Source organism: Candidatus Pelagibacter sp. HIMB1542, assembly GCF_052047835.1.
Classification (GTDB): domain Bacteria; phylum Pseudomonadota; class Alphaproteobacteria; order Pelagibacterales; family Pelagibacteraceae; genus Pelagibacter.
Window position 1 is genome coordinate 714,590 of the sequence record NZ_JBNAJB010000001.1, and the last position, 20,797, is coordinate 735,386.

The 20,797-nt window shown below is 29.8% G+C and carries 28 protein-coding genes and 1 riboswitch; of the genes, 19 read left to right on the top strand and 9 right to left on the bottom strand.

The genetic code is table 11. From position 1 onward, the window contains the following. Positions 1-7 precede the first annotated feature (7 nt). The gene (iolE, locus tag ACTTBI_RS03925; protein WP_440652648.1) at positions 8-910 is read right to left on the bottom strand and encodes a myo-inosose-2 dehydratase; all 903 of its coding nucleotides are present in this window, start codon (positions 908-910) and stop codon (positions 8-10) included. Positions 911-1,048: 138 nt separating this feature from the next. On the opposite strand from iolE, the gene iolG reads away from it, so the two are divergent. Genes iolG through ACTTBI_RS03940 form a run of 3 tightly spaced genes read left to right on the top strand, consistent with a single transcriptional unit; the run spans position 1,049 to position 3,826 of the window. Then, on the top strand, positions 1,049-2,050 hold the full coding sequence (gene iolG, locus ACTTBI_RS03930) for an inositol 2-dehydrogenase (protein ID WP_262589491.1): 1,002 nt from the start codon (positions 1,049-1,051) through the stop codon (positions 2,048-2,050). A 1-nt stretch (position 2,051) separates the two neighbouring features. Then, positions 2,052-2,792 (top strand): ATP-binding cassette domain-containing protein, encoded by a 741-nt coding sequence (locus ACTTBI_RS03935; protein WP_440614594.1) that lies wholly within the window; start codon positions 2,052-2,054, stop codon positions 2,790-2,792. Continuing rightward, on the top strand, positions 2,789-3,826 hold the full coding sequence (locus ACTTBI_RS03940; RefSeq protein ID WP_262589493.1) for an ABC transporter permease: 1,038 nt from the start codon (positions 2,789-2,791) through the stop codon (positions 3,824-3,826). The genes ACTTBI_RS03935 and ACTTBI_RS03940 overlap by 4 nt, the downstream gene beginning before the upstream one ends. Here the strand turns inward: ACTTBI_RS03940 and ACTTBI_RS03945 are convergent, their stop codons facing one another. Further along, entirely contained in the window at positions 3,827-4,846 is a 1,020-nt protein-coding gene (locus ACTTBI_RS03945) for a LacI family DNA-binding transcriptional regulator (RefSeq protein WP_440652650.1), read from the bottom strand. Positions 4,847-4,988: 142 nt separating this feature from the next. Between ACTTBI_RS03945 and ACTTBI_RS03950 the strand changes: the two genes are divergently transcribed. The 4 genes from ACTTBI_RS03950 (at position 4,989) to ACTTBI_RS03965 (ending at position 8,751) form a co-directional block, all read left to right on the top strand. After that, entirely contained in the window at positions 4,989-5,993 is a 1,005-nt protein-coding gene (locus tag ACTTBI_RS03950) for a substrate-binding domain-containing protein (protein ID WP_440651178.1), read from the top strand. A gap of 75 nt (positions 5,994-6,068) precedes the next feature. Beyond that, the gene (locus ACTTBI_RS03955; protein ID WP_440652652.1) at positions 6,069-6,923 is read left to right on the top strand and encodes an SDR family oxidoreductase; all 855 of its coding nucleotides are present in this window, start codon (positions 6,069-6,071) and stop codon (positions 6,921-6,923) included. A gap of 19 nt (positions 6,924-6,942) precedes the next feature. Beyond that, positions 6,943-7,785, top strand: a complete 843-nt coding sequence (locus ACTTBI_RS03960) for an amidohydrolase family protein (protein WP_440652653.1) — start codon at positions 6,943-6,945, stop codon at positions 7,783-7,785. 3 nt (positions 7,786-7,788) lie between these two features. Beyond that, positions 7,789-8,751: an aldo/keto reductase gene (locus tag ACTTBI_RS03965; RefSeq protein ID WP_440652654.1), complete on the top strand. Its 963-nt coding sequence runs from the start codon at positions 7,789-7,791 to the stop codon at positions 8,749-8,751. 35 nt (positions 8,752-8,786) lie between these two features. On the opposite strand, the gene ACTTBI_RS03970 is transcribed toward ACTTBI_RS03965, so the two are convergent. Then, entirely contained in the window at positions 8,787-9,626 is an 840-nt protein-coding gene (locus ACTTBI_RS03970; protein WP_440652656.1) for a phytanoyl-CoA dioxygenase family protein, read from the bottom strand. A 33-nt stretch (positions 9,627-9,659) separates the two neighbouring features. Between ACTTBI_RS03970 and moaA the strand changes: the two genes are divergently transcribed. Genes moaA through ACTTBI_RS04010 form a run of 8 tightly spaced genes read left to right on the top strand, consistent with a single transcriptional unit; the run spans position 9,660 to position 14,078 of the window. Further along, on the top strand, positions 9,660-10,652 hold the full coding sequence (moaA, locus tag ACTTBI_RS03975) for a GTP 3',8-cyclase MoaA (RefSeq protein WP_440652658.1): 993 nt from the start codon (positions 9,660-9,662) through the stop codon (positions 10,650-10,652). Position 10,653: 1 nt separating this feature from the next. Continuing rightward, positions 10,654-11,199 carry a cyclic pyranopterin monophosphate synthase MoaC gene (moaC, locus tag ACTTBI_RS03980; protein WP_440652659.1) on the top strand — a complete coding sequence of 182 codons (546 nt, stop codon included), beginning with the start codon at positions 10,654-10,656 and terminating at the stop codon, positions 11,197-11,199. 5 nt (positions 11,200-11,204) lie between these two features. After that, positions 11,205-11,474, top strand: a complete 270-nt coding sequence (locus tag ACTTBI_RS03985) for a molybdopterin biosynthesis protein MoeD (RefSeq protein WP_262589501.1) — start codon at positions 11,205-11,207, stop codon at positions 11,472-11,474. Beyond that, positions 11,474-11,926: a molybdopterin synthase catalytic subunit gene (locus tag ACTTBI_RS03990; protein WP_440652660.1), complete on the top strand. Its 453-nt coding sequence runs from the start codon at positions 11,474-11,476 to the stop codon at positions 11,924-11,926. The genes ACTTBI_RS03985 and ACTTBI_RS03990 overlap by 1 nt, the downstream gene beginning before the upstream one ends. Continuing rightward, the gene (gene msrP, locus ACTTBI_RS03995) at positions 11,913-12,818 is read left to right on the top strand and encodes a protein-methionine-sulfoxide reductase catalytic subunit MsrP (protein WP_440652662.1); all 906 of its coding nucleotides are present in this window, start codon (positions 11,913-11,915) and stop codon (positions 12,816-12,818) included. Before ACTTBI_RS03990 ends, msrP begins: the two co-directional genes overlap by 14 nt. After that, entirely contained in the window at positions 12,818-13,402 is a 585-nt protein-coding gene (locus ACTTBI_RS04000; protein WP_440652663.1) for a sulfite oxidase heme-binding subunit YedZ, read from the top strand. Before msrP ends, ACTTBI_RS04000 begins: the two co-directional genes overlap by 1 nt. Continuing rightward, on the top strand, positions 13,395-13,640 hold the full coding sequence (locus ACTTBI_RS04005) for a DUF1244 domain-containing protein (RefSeq protein WP_075506533.1): 246 nt from the start codon (positions 13,395-13,397) through the stop codon (positions 13,638-13,640). Before ACTTBI_RS04000 ends, ACTTBI_RS04005 begins: the two co-directional genes overlap by 8 nt. A 21-nt stretch (positions 13,641-13,661) precedes the next feature. Continuing rightward, positions 13,662-14,078 carry a YqaA family protein gene (locus ACTTBI_RS04010; RefSeq protein ID WP_440652664.1) on the top strand — a complete coding sequence of 139 codons (417 nt, stop codon included), beginning with the start codon at positions 13,662-13,664 and terminating at the stop codon, positions 14,076-14,078. On the opposite strand, the gene ACTTBI_RS04015 is transcribed toward ACTTBI_RS04010, so the two are convergent. Then, entirely contained in the window at positions 14,059-14,559 is a 501-nt protein-coding gene (locus tag ACTTBI_RS04015; protein WP_440652666.1) for a molybdenum cofactor synthesis domain-containing protein, read from the bottom strand. The genes ACTTBI_RS04010 and ACTTBI_RS04015 overlap by 20 nt on opposite strands. Before the next feature lie 15 nt (positions 14,560-14,574). Here ACTTBI_RS04015 and ACTTBI_RS04020 point away from each other — a divergent pair, with 15 nt between their 5' ends. The 3 genes from ACTTBI_RS04020 (at position 14,575) to ACTTBI_RS04030 (ending at position 17,015) form a co-directional block, all read left to right on the top strand. After that, positions 14,575-15,321, top strand: coding sequence for a sulfite exporter TauE/SafE family protein (locus ACTTBI_RS04020; RefSeq protein WP_440652668.1), 747 nt, complete (start codon positions 14,575-14,577; stop codon positions 15,319-15,321). A 36-nt stretch (positions 15,322-15,357) separates the two neighbouring features. After that, positions 15,358-15,948, top strand: a complete 591-nt coding sequence (locus ACTTBI_RS04025; RefSeq protein WP_440652670.1) for a putative 2OG-Fe(II) oxygenase — start codon at positions 15,358-15,360, stop codon at positions 15,946-15,948. 91 nt (positions 15,949-16,039) lie between these two features. Further along, positions 16,040-16,102: riboswitch (SAM riboswitch) on the top strand. A gap of 7 nt (positions 16,103-16,109) precedes the next feature. Next, positions 16,110-17,015 carry a homocysteine S-methyltransferase family protein gene (locus tag ACTTBI_RS04030; protein WP_440652671.1) on the top strand — a complete coding sequence of 302 codons (906 nt, stop codon included), beginning with the start codon at positions 16,110-16,112 and terminating at the stop codon, positions 17,013-17,015. Here the strand turns inward: ACTTBI_RS04030 and ACTTBI_RS04035 are convergent. Together ACTTBI_RS04035 and ACTTBI_RS04040 are read right to left on the bottom strand one after the other, a co-directional pair. Continuing rightward, positions 17,008-17,889: a DMT family transporter gene (locus ACTTBI_RS04035; RefSeq protein ID WP_440652672.1), complete on the bottom strand. Its 882-nt coding sequence runs from the start codon at positions 17,887-17,889 to the stop codon at positions 17,008-17,010. The two genes, ACTTBI_RS04030 and ACTTBI_RS04035, sit on opposite strands and share 8 nt — an antisense overlap. Continuing rightward, positions 17,886-18,368, bottom strand: a complete 483-nt coding sequence (locus tag ACTTBI_RS04040) for a YbaK/EbsC family protein (protein WP_440652674.1) — start codon at positions 18,366-18,368, stop codon at positions 17,886-17,888. Before ACTTBI_RS04040 ends, ACTTBI_RS04035 begins: the two co-directional genes overlap by 4 nt. 140 nt (positions 18,369-18,508) lie before the next feature. Here ACTTBI_RS04040 and glnA point away from each other — a divergent pair, with 140 nt between their 5' ends. Then, positions 18,509-19,915, top strand: coding sequence for a type I glutamate--ammonia ligase (gene glnA, locus ACTTBI_RS04045; RefSeq protein WP_440652676.1), 1,407 nt, complete (start codon positions 18,509-18,511; stop codon positions 19,913-19,915). A 7-nt stretch (positions 19,916-19,922) separates the two neighbouring features. On the opposite strand, the gene ACTTBI_RS04050 is transcribed toward glnA, so the two are convergent. The 3 genes from ACTTBI_RS04050 to ACTTBI_RS04060 form a co-directional block, all read right to left on the bottom strand. Continuing rightward, a complete protein-coding gene (locus ACTTBI_RS04050; protein ID WP_428080472.1) occupies positions 19,923-20,093 on the bottom strand; it encodes a hypothetical protein in 171 nt (56 codons plus the stop codon). A gap of 72 nt (positions 20,094-20,165) precedes the next feature. Further along, positions 20,166-20,498, bottom strand: coding sequence for a HesB/IscA family protein (locus ACTTBI_RS04055; protein ID WP_075506524.1), 333 nt, complete (start codon positions 20,496-20,498; stop codon positions 20,166-20,168). After that, positions 20,498-20,797 carry an SUF system Fe-S cluster assembly protein gene (locus ACTTBI_RS04060; RefSeq protein WP_440652678.1) on the bottom strand — a complete coding sequence of 100 codons (300 nt, stop codon included), beginning with the start codon at positions 20,795-20,797 and terminating at the stop codon, positions 20,498-20,500. Before ACTTBI_RS04060 ends, ACTTBI_RS04055 begins: the two co-directional genes overlap by 1 nt.

Sequence of the window (20,797 nt, forward strand, 5' to 3'; positions counted from 1 at the left end):
TCAAGAATTAGTTTTGAAAAACTTCTAACTTACTTTTTTGTAAAGTTTCGGTTAAATATTTATAACCAATCTTTGCATACTCAAAAGGATTTGCTTTTGCAGGATCTTGCTCGGCCTCTACTACTAACCATCCAGAATAATTTTTTTCTTTCAGCACATCAAATAAAGGCTTGTAATCAATACATCCATCGCCTGGAACTGTAAATGCACCTTCTAAAAATGCCCCTCTAAAACTTAAGTCTTCTTTTAAAGATTTTTCTAAAACATTTTTTCTAATGTCTTTACAATGCATATGGATTAATCTTTCGCTAAAATCATTTAATATTTTTAAGGAATCTCCTTGAGCAAATAACATGTGACCAGTGTCTAATGTAAGTTTTACGCTATCATGCGTGTTCTCTAACAATCTTACAGTGTCTTCTTCCGTCTCTATTACAGTGCCCATGTGATGATGATAAGCAAGTGGCATACCTTCGTCTTCAAGATATTTTCCCATTTCTGAAATTTTTTCATAATATTTTTTAGACTCTTCCAGATCCATTTGGGGTCTTGTAGATAATTTTCGATTTGGATCTCCTTGAATTGAACCAGAAACTTCAGCAAAAACCATACATGGTGAATCACAATCTTTAAAAAGTTTTAGTTGATCTTGAATGAGATTTTTTTCTTCATCAACACTATTTGTTCTTAAATTAGCTCCATACCAACCTGAGCAAAGATTTAATTTAAATTCGTTAAGCTTAGGTATTAATTCTTCTGATTTTTTTGGAAATTTACCACCAGACTCAATTCCAATAAACCCTGCTTGACTAGCTTCAGATAAACATTGTTCTAAAGAAGTATCACCACCCAATTCTGGCATATCATCGTTACTCCAAGCAATTGGTGCTATTCCTAATTTTACTGACATATTAATTATTTAAAAAGTTAAATTTATTTTTAAATTATGATGTTTTGTGCATCAAGAAAATTATAATTTAATTTGATGTTTAATTCATCATTTAAAAATGTTTCTTGATTTTATTTTTTAATTCTGTTCTATATTCTTATGCTTAACTTTTCTTTAATGGGAGCAGGACGAATTGGAAAAATGCATGCTAAATTTATTGCAGCACATCCGAATGCAAAATTAAAATATATATATGATGTTAATTCAGAATTTGCTAAAGAAGTATCAAAATCAACAGGATGTTCAATTGCATCTTCACCTGAGGAAGCAATAAATTCAGATGATGTAGATGCAGTTCTTATCGCTTCAGCTACACCAACACACACTCAATTTATCACAATGGCTGCAAAAGCAGGAAAAGCAATTTTCTGTGAAAAGCCAATTGATTTAGATATCAATAAAGTAAATGAATGCATGGAAAATATAAAGGGAACAAACGTTCCTATTCAAATCGGCTTTAATAGAAGATTTGATGCAAGTCATGCAAAAGCTCAACAAGCAAGAGTAAAAAAAGAAATTGGTGAATTAGAAATGGTTGTTATTACAAGTAGAGATCCTGAGCCTCCAGGGATTGACTATCTAAAAGCTGCAGGAGGATTTTTTAGAGATACCACTATACATGATTTCGATTTAACAAGATTTATTTTAGGGGATGATCCTGTAGTTCAGATATCTGCATTCGGAGGTGCTTTGTTTGATAAAAATTCACAGCAAGAAAAAGATCTAGATACAGCAATGTTTATTCTAAAATCAAAAAAAGGCGTTTTAATCCATATTAATAACTCTCGAAGAGCAGTTTATGGATATGACCAAAGAGTAGAGGTATTTGGAAGTAAAGGTATGGTAATTTCAAACAATCAAACCCCAACTTCTTTAGAAAGATACACAAGTACATCTACAAATGAAAAAGAACCCATACATTTCTTTTTTATTGAAAGATATGAGCAAGCTTACAGAGATCAATTTAATGAGTTTGTAAAATGCGTTGAAGATAAAACAAAACCATTAGTAGGATTTGAAGATGGGAGAAACGCTTTAATAATAGCTAATGCAGCATATGAATCATTTGAAAGTGGCAAAGTTGTAGATGTAAAATTCTAAAATGAGCATTCTTTCTTTAAATAATATAGAAAAAAATTTTGGAGCCATACAGGCTTTAACAGGAGTTAGTTTTGATATTAAAGAAGCTGAAACTGTAGGATTAATGGGTGATAATGGAGCGGGTAAATCTACACTACTAAAAATAATAGCTGGTAATTTTAAACCTTCAAATGGTGAAATAAAGTTTGAAAATAATACTGTATCATTTGAAAAACCAATAGATGCAAGAAAATCTGGTATTGAGGTAGTTTATCAAGACTTAGCTCTTTGTAATCATTTGACTGCAGCATCTAATGTTTTTCTAGGTAGAGAGATACAAAAAGGTATTTGGCCATTTAAGTATTTGGATTATCCTGCAATGTTTAAAAAATCCTCTGAATTATTTGAGGAACTTAAATCCGAAACTCGACCAAAAGATTTAGTTATGCAAATGTCTGGTGGACAAAGACAGGCTGTGGCTATTGCAAGGACAAGACTTACAAATCCTAAATTAGTTTTAATGGATGAACCAACAGCAGCAATTAGTGTTAGGCAAGTTGCTGAAGTATTAGATCTTATAAAAAGATTAAAAGATCAAGGAATAGCAGTGATGTTAATTAGTCACAGAATGCCAGATATATTTGAAGTATGCGACAAGCTAGTAGTATTAAGACGAGGTGAAAAAGTTTGCGAAAAAAATATAAAAGATTCTTCTACAGAAGAAGCTACAGGCTTAATTACAGGAGCAATAGATAGAGTATGAGTTCAGTAAAATTTAATCAGGAAATAATCTCTAAGACTGAAAAAAATTTATTACAAAAACTTGTTTCTGAACAATCTTTTTGGGTAACAATAGCTTTATTTGGGATTTGTTTTATTATGTTTTTTGTAGAAGATGCTTTCTCTAGCAAAGATAATCTTTTTAATATTACACGAAACTTTTCTTTCATCGGAATAATGGCAATTGGAATGACATTTGTGATTATTACTGCTGGGATAGATTTGTCTGTAGGGTCAATAATGGGTGTTACAGGAGTTATATGTGGTTTATTTTTGGATGCTCAATTTTTACCTGAATGGTATTCCAAAGCTTCTTACTTTGAGGGAGTTTATGTTTGGGTATCAATAATTTTAGCTTTACTTGCTGGTACATTAATTGGTGCAGTAAATGGATATCTAATTGCTTATGTTAAACTTTCTCCTTTTGTAGTCACTTTAGGAATGATGGCTGCTGCAAGAAGTTTAGCTTTAGTAGTCTCAAACAATAAAATGTTTTATGAATTTGGACCTAAAGATGAAATGTTTTATGAAATTGGAGGAGGTTCAATGCTAGGTCTTGCTAACGCAACTTGGTTATTAATATTTCTTACGATAGTTATGGGTTTAGTATTGAAATATACCTCATATGGCAAACATGTTTTTGCGGTTGGTAGTAATAAAAAAGCTGCTGAATTATCTGGAATTAATACGAGATGGATTGAAATGTCAGTCTACATGATCAGTGGACTATTTGCTGCAATTTCTGCTGTTATGATAGTTGGATGGATGGGCTCTGTAACTAATGCTTTAGGTTATACTTATGAATTAAGAGTTATTGCAGCAACAGTTATTGGTGGTGCTAACTTAATGGGTGGTGTTGGTGGTACTTTTGGAGCATTTATTGGTGCTGCATTAATGGAAACAATTAGAAACAGTCTTCTAATGGCTGGAATTGACCCTTATTGGCAAGGAACATTTTTAGGAATATTTATCGTAGGTGCAGTTTGGTTAGAAAAAGTTAAGAATAAAAAGAATTAGTTAATAAACTTTTTTATCCATACAATTATATCTATTGAAAATTAATATATCTGAAAAAAAAGAATTTTGATTATCTGGATTTTTCTCAAAATCTAAAATTTTATCAAATGCAACTTTGATTTCTAATTCAACATTGTGGCCTATAACAAAATCCATTTTATCATTTTCTAAAAGATTTTTAGAATTTTTATTTAGTTCATGACCTACAAATATAATATGATCTTTTGCATTCATTTCACTAATTGCTTTAGCGACACCTAAATTTCCTCCAGCAATATTATAAATTCCTAAAGGTGGTCCATTTTCTTTAATATATTTTTTTACATATTTATAACTTTGTTCCGATGTATCTAAATTGAAAACACTTTCTTTGATTTTAAGATTTGGAAATTCTGATCTTAATACTTTTCTAAAACCCAGTTCTCTTTCCTGTTGACACCTATATGGCATACTCATGACCATCAAAATTGAACCTGATCTTTTACCAACATTTTTTCCAATTATACTTGCAGCAGTCGATCCAGCATTAGATTGATTGTTACCAATATAAGCTACTCTGTTTGAATTTGGAAAATCAGTTGTTAATGTAATCACAGGTTTTCCTTCACTCGCAATTTTACTTAGCTCATTATTTATATTTTGGTCCTCTTGTGAAACTATAATCACTGCATCAAAATTTGAAGTTTCTCTTAAAATTTTAACAAATTGACTGGGTTTAAATTCTTTTGCAGGAATAAAATGTTTTATTAAATTAAACTTATAAATTTCATTATTAATATTATCTAAGCTCTCCTCAAGAGTCTTATTGTATGAAGGTCCTGATTGACAACAAATTAAAATATTTTTAGTTTGATTTGTATTATTTCCGTTTTGAAGGTTATTTAAAATTTTTATAATTTTATCTTTAGTTTTTTTACTCACCCCTTTTCTGTTATTTAAAACTCTATCTACAGTGGCTGTACCATATCCTGATTCCTCAGAAATTTTCTTAATAGAGACATTTTTCCAATGATTTTTCATATAAACATCGTAACATTTATTGATGTAAAATCAATCATTTGATGTATCACTTTTTAGTTGAATAACATCATTTTACTTGAAACGTAAAAACATTCTAAATAGTATCTGTTTATTAAATTAACTAACTAAGAGAGAGAGAAATATGAGAAAAACAATAATTGCAATGTTAGCATTTATTTTTGTATCAATTTCTGGAATTTCATATGCAGCTGATAAAGTTTTTGCATTAGTTCCAAAAGCTATGAACAACCCGTTTTTTGATTTAGCGAGAGATGGTTGTAAAGTTGCTGAGAAAGAAATTGGTGGGATAGAGTGTTTATACATTGGACCTGGAGAGCATACTGAACAAGAACAAGTTCAAATTGTTCAAGATTTAATTGCTAAAGGTGTTGATGGAATTGCTGTTGCATCTTCTAATGCGGCTGCAATGGCAAAAGCTGTTAAAGGAACAGATATTCCAATTATTACTTGGGACTCAGATCTTTTAACTAAAGATGCTGGTTTAAGAGCAGCTTATGTTGGAACAAAAAACTATGACATTGGTGTATACCTTGCGCAAATCGTTATGATGTTAAAACCTAACGGTGGTGAAATTTGTATACAATCTGGTGGTGCTGCAGCTGCAAACCACAATGAAAGAATGTCAGGAATAAGAGACACTATTGCTGGAAGAGCAGATTCAGGAACTTATCCTAGTGCGGCTCTTAAAGGTGAAAATGGATGGACTGAAGCTAGCGGATGTCCTCTGTACACGAACGATGATTTCCCTCTTTCTGTACAACAAATGGAAGATATCTTTGCAAAACATCCAAACCTAACAGCATTTGTACCAACTGGAGGTTTTCCTCAATTCGTATCTAAAGCTTTCAGAAGAGTTGCTGAAAAGCACGCAGATAGAATTGGTTCTATGAAAACTGCTGTTGTAATTGCAGATACTCTTCCAATGCAAATGGAAGATTTAGATGCTGGAAGAACACATGGTCAAGTAGGTCAACAACCTTATATGATGGGCTACAAAGCTATGTATGTTCTTAAAGATATAGTAGATGGTAAAGCATTAAAATTTGACAACCCATCACTAAAAGCAATCTATACAGGTCTTGATGTTTGTATGAAGCCAAACATTGGATCTTGTATTGCGGGATAAAATCATTATTCTTCTTAAAAGTTTCTAAGCCCAATTTTTATATTGGGCTTAGTTATCTGTATAACTTTAAATTTTATGACTAATAAATATATATCTGATCAAGCTAACCAGTTTAAAAATAAAATAATAATTGTAACAGGAAGTACTCAAGGTAGTGGAGCTGAGACAGCAAAATTGCTTGCAAGCAGAGGTGCTAAAGGAATAACTATCTGTGGAAGGAATAAAGAGAAAGGAAACAAGGTAAAAGCTGAAATAGAAAGTATGGACGTGGAATGCTTATACGTTCAAGCTGATTTAGAAAAACTTGAAGATTGTAAAAAAATAGTTTCTGAGACTGATAAAAAATTCAACACTGTAGATAGTTTTATTAATGTTGCTGCTTTTACAGAAAGAGGAACGATCTTAAGCACTACAGAGGAAAATTATGACAAAAATTTTAATGTAAATGTAAAAGCTCCTCTTTTTATGATGCAAGATGTTATAAAAATAATGATTAGAGATAAAAAAAAAGGAACTATTGCTCATATTTTATCAATGGCTGGACATAGTGGTATGCCTTTCTTAACTGCTTACAGCTCTTCTAAAGCAGCATTAGCTATAATGATTAAAAATGTTGCAAATTCAGTATCTGGGCACCAAATAAGGGTGAATGGTGTAAATTTAGGTTGGACAGATACGCCAGCAGAAACAGTAATTCAAAAAAAATTTCATAATGCAGATGATGACTGGTTAAAAAAAGCTGAAGCCAAAGTTCCATTTAAAAGATTAAACAAACCTTTGGATGTTGCCAAGATCTTAGCTTTCTTGTGCTCAGATGAGTCGGGTATTATGACTGGAAGTATTGTTGATTTTGATCAAACAGTTGCAGGATGGCATTCTTATTCAGCATATGACACTAAGATTTTAGATGAGAGCATTTTGGGAGAGTGAACCTAATTTATAATAACTCATGAAAGTTATTGATTCACATCAACATTTTTGGGATCCTTCAAGGGGTGATTATCATTGGATGCCAAAAGACAATCCAATATTAAATCAAAAATATGAAGTTAAAGATTTAATTCAAGTTTCTGACTCAATAGATTTACACAAAACTGTTTTAGTTCAAGCTGCAGCAACTAATGCAGAAACTGAATATATGTTAAATATTGCTGAAGGTTCTGATTTAGTTTGTGGAGTTATTGGTTGGGTGAATTTTGAAGACCAAAATCAATTAGAACAATTAAAAATTTTCTCAAAACATCCTAAATTTCTTGGAGTAAGACCTATGATACAAGATATTCCAGATGAAAATTGGGTTTTAAATAAAAATTTTGATACTTTTTTTAAAAATATAATTAATTTAGATTTAAGCTTTGATGCACTAGGATTTCCAGTGCACTTAGAAAATTTTTACAAAATTGCTACAAAATATCCTTCTCTAAGATTTATCATAGATCATTTAATGAAACCAAAAATCTGTAATAATAAACAAGAAGAATTTATTCATTGGCAAAAAGGTATGAACAAATTATCTAAGCTAGAAAATGTATATTGTAAATTTTCTGGAATGGTCACAGAAGCCTGCGAAAATTGGACTGAGCAAGATCTAAAACCATATGTAGATGAGATATTAAATCTATTTACTGATAAAAAAATTATGTGGGGATCTGATTGGCCTGTCTGTAACTTAAGAACAAATTATTCAGGATGGTATAATGCAGCAACAAATTTACTTAAAGATTTAAGTATAGATGAAAAACAAAACATCTTTTATAATAATGCAAAAAAGTTTTATAAACTTAAAATATAATTTATGAAAAAAAATAAAATCAAAAATACTGGTGTTGAAGTCACTGAATTGAGTTTTGGAACCTCCTCTTTAGGTAGTATGCCAGATACTTACGGTTATGAAGTACCTGAACAAAGAGCTCAGGAAACGCTAAAAAGATTTTTTCAAGGTCCAGTAAATTTGCTTGATACTTCAAGAAATTATGCAATGGGAGAAAGTGAAAAAAGAATTGGTATAGCAATAAAAGAAAATGGTGGATGGCCAGAAAACTTTGTTTTATCAACTAAAATCGATAGAAATATGGATACATTAGTTCTTGATAAAAAAAGAACAAGGGAGTCTGTTGAAGAAAGTTTAAAAACTTTAAATGTAGACTCTGTTGATATTTTATTTCTCCATGATCCAGAATACGTAAAAGATATAAATGACATCACTAAAAAAGATGGGGCAATGGATGAATTGTTTAAAATTAAAGAAGAAGGGTTAGCGAAAGCAGTGGGTCTTGCAATGGGAAAAATAGATATAATGTTTCCTATGTTAAAAAAATGGGACTTTGATGTTATGATAAATCATAACAGATACACTTTGTTAAACAGGGAAGCAGACGAAATGTACAGTTATGCTCATAGCAAAAATATATCTATTTTCAACGCTGCCCCTTACGCAGGTGGTGTTTTGGCAAAAGGTCCAAGTAATTTTAAAAAAATAACTTACCAGGATGCTACTGAAGAAAAACTTGCACCTGCTAGAGAAATAGAAAAAGTTTGTAAGAAATATAATGTTGAAATGGGTGCTGCAGCTTTACAATTTTCTATGAAAGATAAAAGAATAACATCTACTATTTGTGGTGTTACTAGCGTTCAGAGTATTGAGAAAAATATTTCATGGGCTGAAACAGATATTCCAGAAGAATTTTGGAATGAAGTTTTAAAATTACCTTACTCAACTAAAGATCCAGAATCTGAGAGAACATATACTCCGGGTTAAACTTTAAAAAAATTTAAGACAAATAGATTTTATTATTAATTTGAATTAATTTCATAAAGAGTTGGAAACATTTTACCACTTAAATTATCACCGTTTTTATATCCATTAGCCTCCATAATTGATCTTTCTTCTCTAGCCCAATCACCTCTATAAATTATTTTTGAATTTTCTTTCGCCATTCTAAGTGTAAATCTATTTATATCTGATTTTGGAGTAGTTTCGTGTAAAGCTCCATGCAAAGTTCTAATATCAAAATATACACAATCTCCTACTTCTAAATCCCATTCTAAAAACTCATAATTTTCTTTATTAGAAATTATATCTGGGGTTAATTCATACTTAACACCATTCACAACTCCTTCTGCTCCATCAACTTTATGGCCGTCTTTAAAACGAGTTCTTAGAAATAATTTATCCCACAAATGAGAGCCTTTTATCCAAGCTATAGAGTCTTCTTTTCTTACTGGTTCAAGAGGTATCCACAAAACACACATGGAACCTTCAAAATCAAAATAAGAAATATCATGATGAAATGGTGGTTTAGATGTAGAGCCAGCTTCTCTAAAAAACCAATTATCCATTACTAAATTAATCTGCTTAGCATCTAGTAATTCAGAGGCAATTTTAGCTGTAGGTGAATTAAAAACAAAATTCTCAAATTCTTTATGTAAGTTCCATGTCCAAAAATCCTCTAAATAACAAGGTAAATTTGGATCTATGGTATGATTAGTAAACCTGGGGCTTGGATTATTTTTTGCTTTATTTATTCCAGATCTTAAAAGCTCAATCCATTTGATATCAAATTTATTTCTTAAAAATACCGCTCCATCTCTTTTAAATAGTTTGATCTCATTATCATTTAAAATTTGACTCATAGATTATTTAAGAAATAATACTCAATATATCATATGAATATTCTCAAAGATAGTTTTGGACGGAGGTTTCCATACATAAGATTGTCAATATCTGATGTGTGTAATTTTAAATGTGGCTACTGTTTACCTGATGGTTATAAGATAGATAAAAGTGATAACAGAACCTTTATCACTAAAGAAGAAATTGGAAGACTTGCAAAAGCTTTATCAGAATTAGGTGTGTCTAAAATAAGATTAACTGGAGGAGAGCCTACAGTTAGAAAAGATTTTTTGGATATAATTAAAATAATTAAAAAAAATTCAGGTATTAAAAAGACTGTAATTACTACTAATGGATATCACTTAGATAGAATTGCAGATGATTTAAATAAGAGTGGTCTTGATGGTATAAATATAAGTATTGATAGTCTTGATCCAAAGACTTTTAGAAAAATTACTGGTCATGACAGATTAAATGAAATTTTAGAAGGAATTAAAAAATTACAAAAACTAAATTTTAAAAATATTAAAGTTAATGCAGTCCTTCTTAAAGGAGTTAATGATAAAGAAGAAGATTTTAAAAGTTGGGCTAATTTTATAAAAAATAATCAAATTGATTTTAGATATATAGAATTAATGCAAACTGGAGATAATTTAGATTATTTTAATCAGTATCATGTGTCTACAAATAAATTTACAGATTATTTAAATAATAATAATTGGGTAATTCAAACATTTGGTAAAGATGCTGGTCCTTCCAAGAATTATATAAATCCTGAATACAAAGGAAAATTTGGTGTTATTGCACCCTACTCAAAAGATTTTTGCAAGAGTTGTAATAGACTAAGAATAACTGCCAAAGGTGATTTAAGATTGTGTTTATTTGGAAATACTGGAATAAATATTAGACACTTGATGCAAAGAGATGACCAAACTGAAGAACTGAAAGATTTAATTTTGAAACAATTAAATTATAAAAAAGAGTCTCACTATTTAGAAATAGGAGAAACGGGATTAACAAAAAATCTATCAACAACAGGTGGATAAGATGAAAAATTTAAAAATTGTAACTAACAATGATTTAAAAAACTGGGCAAAAGAAATTTTTGAAAAAAATTCATTTAAAATGATTGATGTTTCTGAAAAAAAAGAAACATTCCGTAGAGCTTTAGCATCAGGTAAAATATATGTCGGCAAAGAAGTATTTGAACTTATTAAAAATAAAGAGATGCCTAAGGGTGATCCAATTACTTTAGCAGAAGTTTCGGCAGTATTAGGTGTTAAAAAAACAAGTGAATTAATACCTTTGTGCCATCCTCTTCCAATAGATCATACGGCTACTAAAATCATAATGAATGAAGAAGAGTGTTCACTAGAAGTATACTGTGTGGTTTCCACCTATGCCAAAACAGGTGTAGAGATGGAAGCAATAATGGGTGTAAATGCAGCTCTGATTACAATTTACGATTTAAGCAAAATTGTAAATCCTCATTTAAAAATAGATAATGTAAAATTATTAATTAAAGAAGGTGGAAAAACTGGATTATGGAAAAATCCAAATGGACTTCCGAACTTTTTAAAAGATTTTTTCTAAAATTTATGAAAGTTAAAATTGAGTTGTTTGGAGCTGCAAGAGATTTTAATGACCAAAATTTATTAGAACTAGATCTAGGTCAAAAAACAACAATCAAGGATATAAGGAATAAAATAATTCAATATGTAGATCAGAAATTTAATGGAAATGAAAATTATATAAAAATCATTAACTCTTCAGCTTTTTGTTCGGAAAAAAATAATATTGTTAGCGACAATTATAAAATCACAAATAATGAAAAAATTGGTATTATTCCTCCAATTGGAGGAGGCTAATGCTTCATACTGACATTGTAGATAGTAAAGTTAAAAAATTATCATTAATTGATGCTGAAGAATTTATAGCATCTAATGATTTTGGAGCTTCATTAATTTTTAGTGGGACAGTTCGTAATCAAAATAATAATAAAAATGTTTTAGGTATTACATATGACAGTCATGATGCTTTGGTAATAAAAAGTTTTGAGGAAATTTATAATGAAGCTGAAGAAAAACTAAATATAAACAATAAGAGTGTTTTTATTGAACATGCCAAAGGTTACTTAAATTTAGGAGAAATTAGTATTATTATAGCAGTTGCATGCAAACATAGAGATGAGGCTTATGTATTATCAAGATATATAATAGAAGAAATTAAAAAAAGGTCTCCTATATGGAAAAAAGAACATTATACAAATAATCAAAGTGATTGGTTAAAAGGAAATCCTATTATTCATGAAAAAAATTAAATACTCAGAAATTACACCTGAGAAAATTTATAAAAATAGAAGATCATTTATTAAATCTCTTGGGTATGGTGCAAGTTCTTTAGCGGTAGCTACAATTCCTTTTGCAAGTCAAACTCAAGCTGATGATAGAAATGAACTTACAAGTTATAAAGATATAACAACTTATAATAATTATTATGAGTTCGGTACTTCAAAGAGTGATCCTTATGTTAATTCACAAAATTTTAAAACATCACCATGGACACTAAGTATTGAAGGGGAAGTTGAAAAACCTATCAAAATTTCTATGGAAGAAATAACCGAAACATTTGTATCTGAAGAAAGAATATACAGATTAAGATGTGTAGAAGGATGGTCAATGGTTATTCCATGGATGGGTTTTTCGCTAAGTAAATTATTGTCAAAAGTAAACCCAACTAGCAAAGCAAAGTATGTTGAATTTGAAAGTGTTTATGATCCTGAACAAATGAAAGGTCAAAGATATCCGGTTTTGAATTGGCCTTATAAAGAAGGATTAAGAATTGATGAAGCAATGCACCCTTTAACTACAGTTGTAACAGGTTTGTATGGTAAAAAGCTTCCAAATCAAAATGGAGCGCCTCTGAGAATATTTATCCCTTGGAAGTATGGTTTCAAAAGTGCAAAAGCAATTGTTAAGATAAAATTTGTAGAAAAAATGCCGACTTCATCATGGATGTGGGCATCTCCACGAGAATATGGATTTTACTCTAATGTTAATCCTAATGTAGATCATCCTAGATGGTCTCAAGCAACAGAAAGAATAATTGGTAAAGATATTTGGGTGCCAAGAGTAAAAACGCTCATGTTTAATGGTTATGGAGATGAAGTTGCAAATTTATATACAGGGATGGATCTAAAAAAATATTTTTAATGAGAAAATATTTTAAACCAGGTGTATTTATTTTAAGTACAATTCCTTTTTTATTAATTTTTTACAAAATATACTTCAATAAACTTGGGCCAGAACCTGTAAAAGAAATTACTCATTTTACTGGAGAGTGGACTTTAATATTTATCTGTCTAACATTAAGTATGACGCCACTTAAAAGGCTAACTAATTTAAATATTTGGATAAGTTTTAGAAGAATGTTGGGATTGTTTGTTTTTTTTTATGCATCTCTTCATCTCCTTACTTACGTAGGTATAGATTATAGATTTAATTTACAGCCGATAATTAATGATGTTCTGAAAAAAAAATACATCTTTATTGGATTTGCAGCATGGGTATTACTACTTCCATTGGCAATTACATCTTCTCAAATGATGATGAAGTTGCTTAAAAACAATTGGAAAAAATTACACAGATTAATTTACGTAATAGCGATATTTGGAGCTCTTCATTATATATGGTTATCTAAAACAATTTTTTTTAGACCACTAGTATATTTGGTAATAATACTTGTTTTACTTGCTTTAAGAATTAAAATTAAAAATAGGAACGTAAATTATGGATGATAATCTAAAAAAAGAAATTCAATCTGCTACACTTGAAAGATTAATGAGACATTTAGATGAAAGAAAAGATGTTCAAAACATTGATTTAATGAATTTAGCTGGATTTTGCAGAAATTGTTTGTCTAGATGGTATAGAGAAGAAGCTGAAAAAAAAGGAGTAGAAATATCTGATCCTGATGCAAGACAGCATATTTATGGAATGCCCTACTCTGAATGGAAAGAAAAATACCAGAAGTAACTTTCTATTCAATTCTAGTTAATGTTTACCTATTTAAGTCTATTTATTGTTTCATTTTTAGCTGCAACAATACTTCCTTTTTCATCTGAGGCTATATTAGCAACTTATCTGTTATCAGAAACTTATAACAAATTTTTGTTAGTATTTTTTGCAAGTTTTGGAAATATTTTAGGATCTATCTTCAATTGGTTTCTAGGAATTTATTTCTTGAAATTTCAAGATAAAAAATGGTTTCCTTTTACTAACACACAAATTGATAGATCATCCAGGTGGTTTATAAAGTATGGTAAATGGTCTTTGTTATTTGCTTGGGTACCAATTATTGGTGACCCTATTACTTTTATTGCTGGAACGATGAGAATTAAATTTTTAATTTTTTTATTGCTTGTGAGTTTTGGAAAAATAATGAGATATTTTTTTATTTCTCTTTTAGTCTAGGAAACAATTCAACAAAATTACAAGGTTTATGATTAATATCTAATTGATGTTTAAGGATACCGTCCCAAGCATCTGTTACTCCGCCTGAGGATCCTGGTAAGGCAAATATGTATTTACCATTTGATAGAACTGCACAAGCTCTAGATTGAATTGAAGACGTACCAACTGTTTTTAAACTAATAGTCCTAAAAACTTCGCCAAATCCTGGAATATGTTTATCTGCTATTTCATCAACAGCTTCGGGTGTAATATCTCTCCCAGTTAAACCTGTGCCACCAGTTGTAATGATAACATCAATATCTTTATGATTAATCCAGTCTTTTAGAATTTTAACTATATCTGCTTTATTGTCTTTACAAATTTTTCTGTCAATTAATTGATGATTGGCCTCTTTAATTTTTTCAACCAAGATCGCACCAGATTTATCGTTATCAATTGTTCTTGTATCTGTTACAGTTAGTAAAGCTATATTTACAATCATAAATAAATTTTTTTAATGATTATACTTACAATATTTTTTTTTATAACTGCAGTATTATATTCAAGTATAGGATTTGGTGGTGGCTCTACTTATCTTGCACTACTTTTAATTTGGGATGTCCCTTACTATATTTTTCCAATTTTAGCTTTGATTTGTAATATTATTGTAGTTTCAGGAAATTCTATAAATTTTTTAAAATCAAAGAATATTAATTTTAATTTACTTTATCCTTATTTAATAGGTTCTGTACCTTTTGCTTTTATAGGAGCATCGATCTCTATTGAAAAAAATTTATTTGAAATCTTGCTTTTCTTCATTTTAATATTAGCTGGAGTTTTTTTACTTATTGAAAGCAAATCATTTAACAAACAAAAAATTATAACAAAAAAAATACCCCTAGTTTTATCAATATTAATAGGATCAATAATTGGTTTTATATCTGGTTTGGTTGGAATTGGTGGTGGGATATTTTTAAGTCCTATTTTATTTTTGATGAAAGCAGGATTTCCAAAGCATATAACAAGTACTGCGTCCTTATTTATTTTAGTAAATTCAATTTTTGGTATAGGTGGTCAATTAACAAAGGATATAGTCTTTAACGAATTTTTAAATTACTGGCCACTATTTATTGCTGTCTTAATTGGTGGTCAAATTGGAAGTTTTTTAAATATAAAATTCCTATCTAACAAAATATTAGCTCTAATGACTGCATGCTTAGTAATTTTTGTTGCTATAAGAATGGGCATAACACTTATAGCTTAAGTTGAATTAATTATTTTTTGATATATTTAATCTCTCATGAAAAATTTTAAACCATTTGGACCTTCAATAGGAAAATCTAAAATTTCTAAAAAATTTTTAGAAAAACTTAACAAGGAAGTTGATACAAAAATCTTCTCAAAATCAAATGATTATAGTTCAAAATTAGCAAGTCAAATTAGAAAAGAAGTTCAAATTTCTAAAAGTTTTATAAAAAAAAATTTAGAAAAAGAATTAATAAAAAATATTAAAATTTTTCTAACTAAAGAACATATTAAAAAAATTAAAGAAATTAGAATTTTAAACCTGTGGGTCGTTAGCCAATATAAAAATGAGTATAATCCTATACATTATCATGAAGGCGACTTATCGGGTGTTGGTTATTTAAAAATTCCAAAACATATGACAAAAAATAAAAATGTTAAAAATAAAAAAATAAAAACCAATGGAACAATTGATTTTATAAATGGACAAAAAGCTTTTCTTTCAAAAAGTATTTTTAATTTGATACCAAAAACAGGCGATCTTTTAATATTTCCAAACTACTTAATGCATACAGCCTACCCCTTTAATATTGAAGAAGAAAGAAGATCGTTTTCTTTCAATGCTAAAATAATTTTTAATAAATAATTTACAAACTTTAATAATATTATATAAACGTAATTGCCGATTTGATCCTATTGCGGGCATAAACTGCTAAAATGGAAATTCCCAATAGATCTAATTAGCAAGGTAGTTGAACTATATTGTGCACCTGCATGTAGCTTAAGCACTAAAAAAGTGAGGATAAGATGGATAAAAATTTTTTTAAAACAACAAAAATTTTAGATGGTGGAATGGGTCAAGAATTATTGGCCAGAGGTATGGAGCCCAAGGGAACTTTGTGGAGTGCAAATGCTTTAATTGAGGAAAAATACCACGACTTAATACTTAATATTCATAATGATTTTATTAAATCTGGAGCTGATGTAATTGTAACTACAACTTTTACAACGAGAAGAAAAAGATTGAGAGAAAATGGAATAGAAGATCAATTTAAATTCTTAAATCAGAAAGCCTGTGAAATTGCACAAAAAGCTAAATTAAATAATCCACGCATTAAGATTGCAGGAGGACTCCCGCCTCAAGATTTGACATATGAAGAAGACAAGAGAAGTGAAAAAGAAATCACAAAGGATCATTCGGAATTAGCTGAATTACTAAACCCCTCAGTAGATTTTTTCTATTTTGATGTCTGGAGCAGTATCAAAGAAATTAGATGTGGAATAGAAGCTATTAAGAAATTTAATAAACCGTACTTAGTTGGGGTTCATATTTCTGAAGGAAACTCTTTACCAAGTGGAGAAAAAATTTCTGAAATTAATTCAATAATTACTGAAAATTGCCTAGGAGTAATTCTAGCATGTGTTTCGCCTGAAAATTATGAGAATAATTTAGATGAAATTCAAAAACTTAATGTTCCATTTGGTTTCAAATTAAATGGATTTATCACAACTAAACCAACAGGTGGTTATACTTCTCAGTATAAAGAAAATGATGGATCGAACCCCAATAGTTTTTTAGGTCAAAGAAAAGATTTAGATCCTGAAAAAATATCAATTTTTGCAAAAAAATTTAAAGAAAATGGAGCCACTATTCTTGGAGGATGTTGTGAAACTCGGCCTTCACATATAGAGGCAATAAAAAACATTATTTAAATTTTGTACCTTTTCTTACAAAATAGATACCTATAATAACTGCTATCAATGAAATTATAACTTTAGTAGTAACCAATTCTTTTAAAAAGATATAACTTAAAATGGTACCAAATATTGGAATTAAATAAGATACTTGAGATTGAAAAATTAAACCATTGTTAATTAAAATTCTAAATCTCAATAACCAAGCAATTCCAGTAGATATCAACCCAAGATAAATAACTGAAATAGTAGAATCTAATCTTGGAACAGTTTTCCAAGGTTGTTCAATCAAACATACTAAAGGTAATAATATAATAGTAGCCCAAATCAAAATTGAACTGGTTACATTTTCATTTTTTTTCTTACTTATTTTTAATGTTAAAAGACCTCCAATTACATAACAAGTAGCACCTAACAAAATTAATAATGCTGAAGTAAAGTTATTTTCATTAATTAATAAATTATCTGAAAATAAATAAACTATTCCTGAAAATCCAATTAGAACTCCTGTGGTTCTAATTAAATTAAATTTTTCATTTTTGGTGTAAAAATGTCCTAGCACTACTGAGCTAAGTGAAGTTGATGACATTAAAATTGCTGCTAAGTTACTTTGAACAGATTTAACTCCATATGCTATTAAAAAAAATGGAGCTACTAAATTTATAAATCCAATCATTGCAAACCAATACCAATCTTTTGAAAATGCCTCGATTTTAATTTCTTTGTAAAAGCAAAGTATTAAAACTGGAATTGAACCAAAAAAAACTCTTAGAAATGCAATTGTAACAGGACCAAATGAATAGGTTGCAATTTTAATATTAAAAAAAGCAGATGCCCAAATCAACGCTAACAACGTTAATAAACTATAATCAATTAGTTTTGGTTCTCTCATTCAATAATATCTTCTGGTGATCCGTTTGTTATTTCAATTAACTTATTATAATTTATTTTGAAAACAGCATTTGGATGTCCAGCTGCTCCAAATATATCTGGGAATCTCTCTAGACTTTTATCAATAAAGATTTTACATTGCTTTAAGTGACCTACTGGTGACACTCCACCAATTGTATATCCTGTATTCTCTTTAACAGCTTTTGGGGATGCCATGGACACGTCTTTTTCATTGAGAATTTTTTTTAACTTATTTAATGAGCAACGCTTGTCTCCGGATACCAAGCTTAATATATAGTTGTCACCTGCCCTAAAAAGTAAACTTTTAACAATAGCACCAACATTGCAACCCAAAGCTGTAGCAGCATCATTGGCTGTTCTTGCTGTTTTTTCTAAGACGATAACATTTAAATTTTGATCGAATGTTTTAAGAGCTTTTTCTGCCCTTTTTACCGGTTCTTTATTTGGTATTGATTCCATTGAATTTATAAAATTTCCTAATTTGATTGAGTAGATACACTACTTATGTAAAAAATGCATAGGTGTTATTTATTAAATAAGCATTATTTTTTAACTTTTTTTTGCTAATTAGGCTCCATCGAAATTACATAGGAGACAAAATGAGTGCAGAAAACGTTTTAAAATTTATTAAAGAGAAAGAAGCAGAATTTGTAGATCTAAGATTTACTGATCCAAGAGGAAAACTTCAACATTTAACTATGGATGCATCAATAGTAGATGCTGACATGCTTAATGAAGGAGTGTTTTTTGATGGTTCATCTATTGCTGGATGGAAAGCAATTAACGAATCTGACATGATTTTAAAACCTGATACTGCAAGAATGTTCATGGATCCTTTCACGTCTCATAATACTGTAGTTTTGTTCTGTGATATTTTAGATGCAATCAAAAAAGATCCTTACGAAAGAGATCCAAGAGGAGTTGCAAAAAAAGCAGAGGAATATTTAAAATCATCAGGTATTGGTGATAAAGCGTTTTTTGGACCTGAGCCAGAATTTTTTGTTTTTGATGATGTAAGAATTAAAAATGATATGAATGAAAGTGGATTTAAAATAGATAGTAAAGAAGGTCCATATAATTCAGGTAAAGAATATGAAAATGGAAATTTGGGTCATAGACCTCAAATCAAAGGAGGTTATTTTCCTGTGCCACCTGTTGATAGTGAGCAAGATATGCGTGGTGAATATTTAAAAAACTTAAAAGAAGTTGGTATCAAAGTTGAAAAACACCACCATGAAGTTGCTCCAAGTCAACATGAACTTGGTATGTATTTTGGAACTTTGGTTGACCAAGCAGATAACGTTCAACTTTATAAGTATGTAGTTCAAATGGTAACACATTCATTTGGGAAAACTGCAACCTTCATGCCAAAACCAGTTGCAGGTGATAATGGTTCAGGTATGCATATTCACCAATCTATTTGGAAAGGTGATACTCCTGTATTTTCAGGTGAAGCATATGCAGGACTTTCAGAAACTGCATTACACTATATTGGTGGAATTTTAAAACATGCTAAAGCGATTAATGCTTTTGCTAACTCTACAACAAATAGTTACAAAAGATTAATCCCTGGTTTTGAAGCTCCAGTATTATTAGCTTACTCTGCAAGAAACAGATCGGCATCATGTAGAATTCCAATTACTTTAAGTAAAAAAGGTGCAAGATGTGAAATTAGATTTCCAGATGCAGCAGGTAATCCTTACCTAACGTTTGCAGCAATGTTAATGGCAGGTATTGATGGAATTAAAAATAAAATACATCCAGGTGAGTCTTTTGATAAAGATTTATATGAATTGCCACCAGAAGAAGTAAAAGCTATACCAACCGTTTGTGGATCTTTAAGAGAAGCAATGGAAAGTTTAGATAAGGATAGAGAGTTTTTAACTCAAGGTGGTGTATTTACTGACGACCAAATCGATGCTTATATAGCACTTAAGTTTGAGGAAATTCATAAATTTGAACACGCACCTCATCCTGTAGAGTTTGAGATGTATTACAGTAGTTAATATTTAATTACTGTCTGGTTGTTGCAATTGTATCTTTGTTAATACCTTTTTTAACAACGTAATCTTGAGTACCGTTTGCACCGGTCTCAACTTCTTTACGTAAATCTTTAAAGAAAGTTCTTTCTTTAATTGTATCTTTTAGGTTTTTAACAAGATTTTTAAATTCAAATTTGTTCATACATAAATATATATACTAGGTATGCGTATGATGCAATACTGATATGCGTTAAATGAGAACATTCAACTTTTGCTAGATTTTAAAGGATTCCCCGCATCCACATCTTTCTGTTTCGTTGGGATTATTGAATACAAACGAAGAAGATAGCTCTTCTTTTTTGTAATCCATTTCTGTTCCAAGCAAATACATAATAGCTGCAGAATCGACAAATACTTTCACACCTTTTTCCTCAATTACTTCATCATTTGGATTTACTTCTTTGGTATACTCCATGACGTAAGACATGCCAGCACAACCTCCTGATTTAACTGAAACTCTTACACCTAAAGAGTCTTTTTCTGCATTAGACATAATTTCTTTAATTCTTTCCGCAGCATTATCACTTAATTTAATAATTGGATTCATTATAAATTTAACTCCAGTTTTGCAGCTTCTGACATCATATCCTTATTCCAAGGTGGGTCCCAAACTAATTCAAGATCAACGTCCTCAATACCGTCAACTTGCATTGCGCCATCTTTAACTTCTTTAGGTAAACTTTCAGCAACTGGACAATTAGGAGTAGTCAAAGTCATTTTAATTTTTGCAAATTTATCATCCTCAACTTTTATATCATAAATCAAACCTAGTTCATAAATATTCACTGGTAACTCAGGATCATAAATTTTTCTAATTTCTTCAATAATTTGATCTTTTTTCGACAT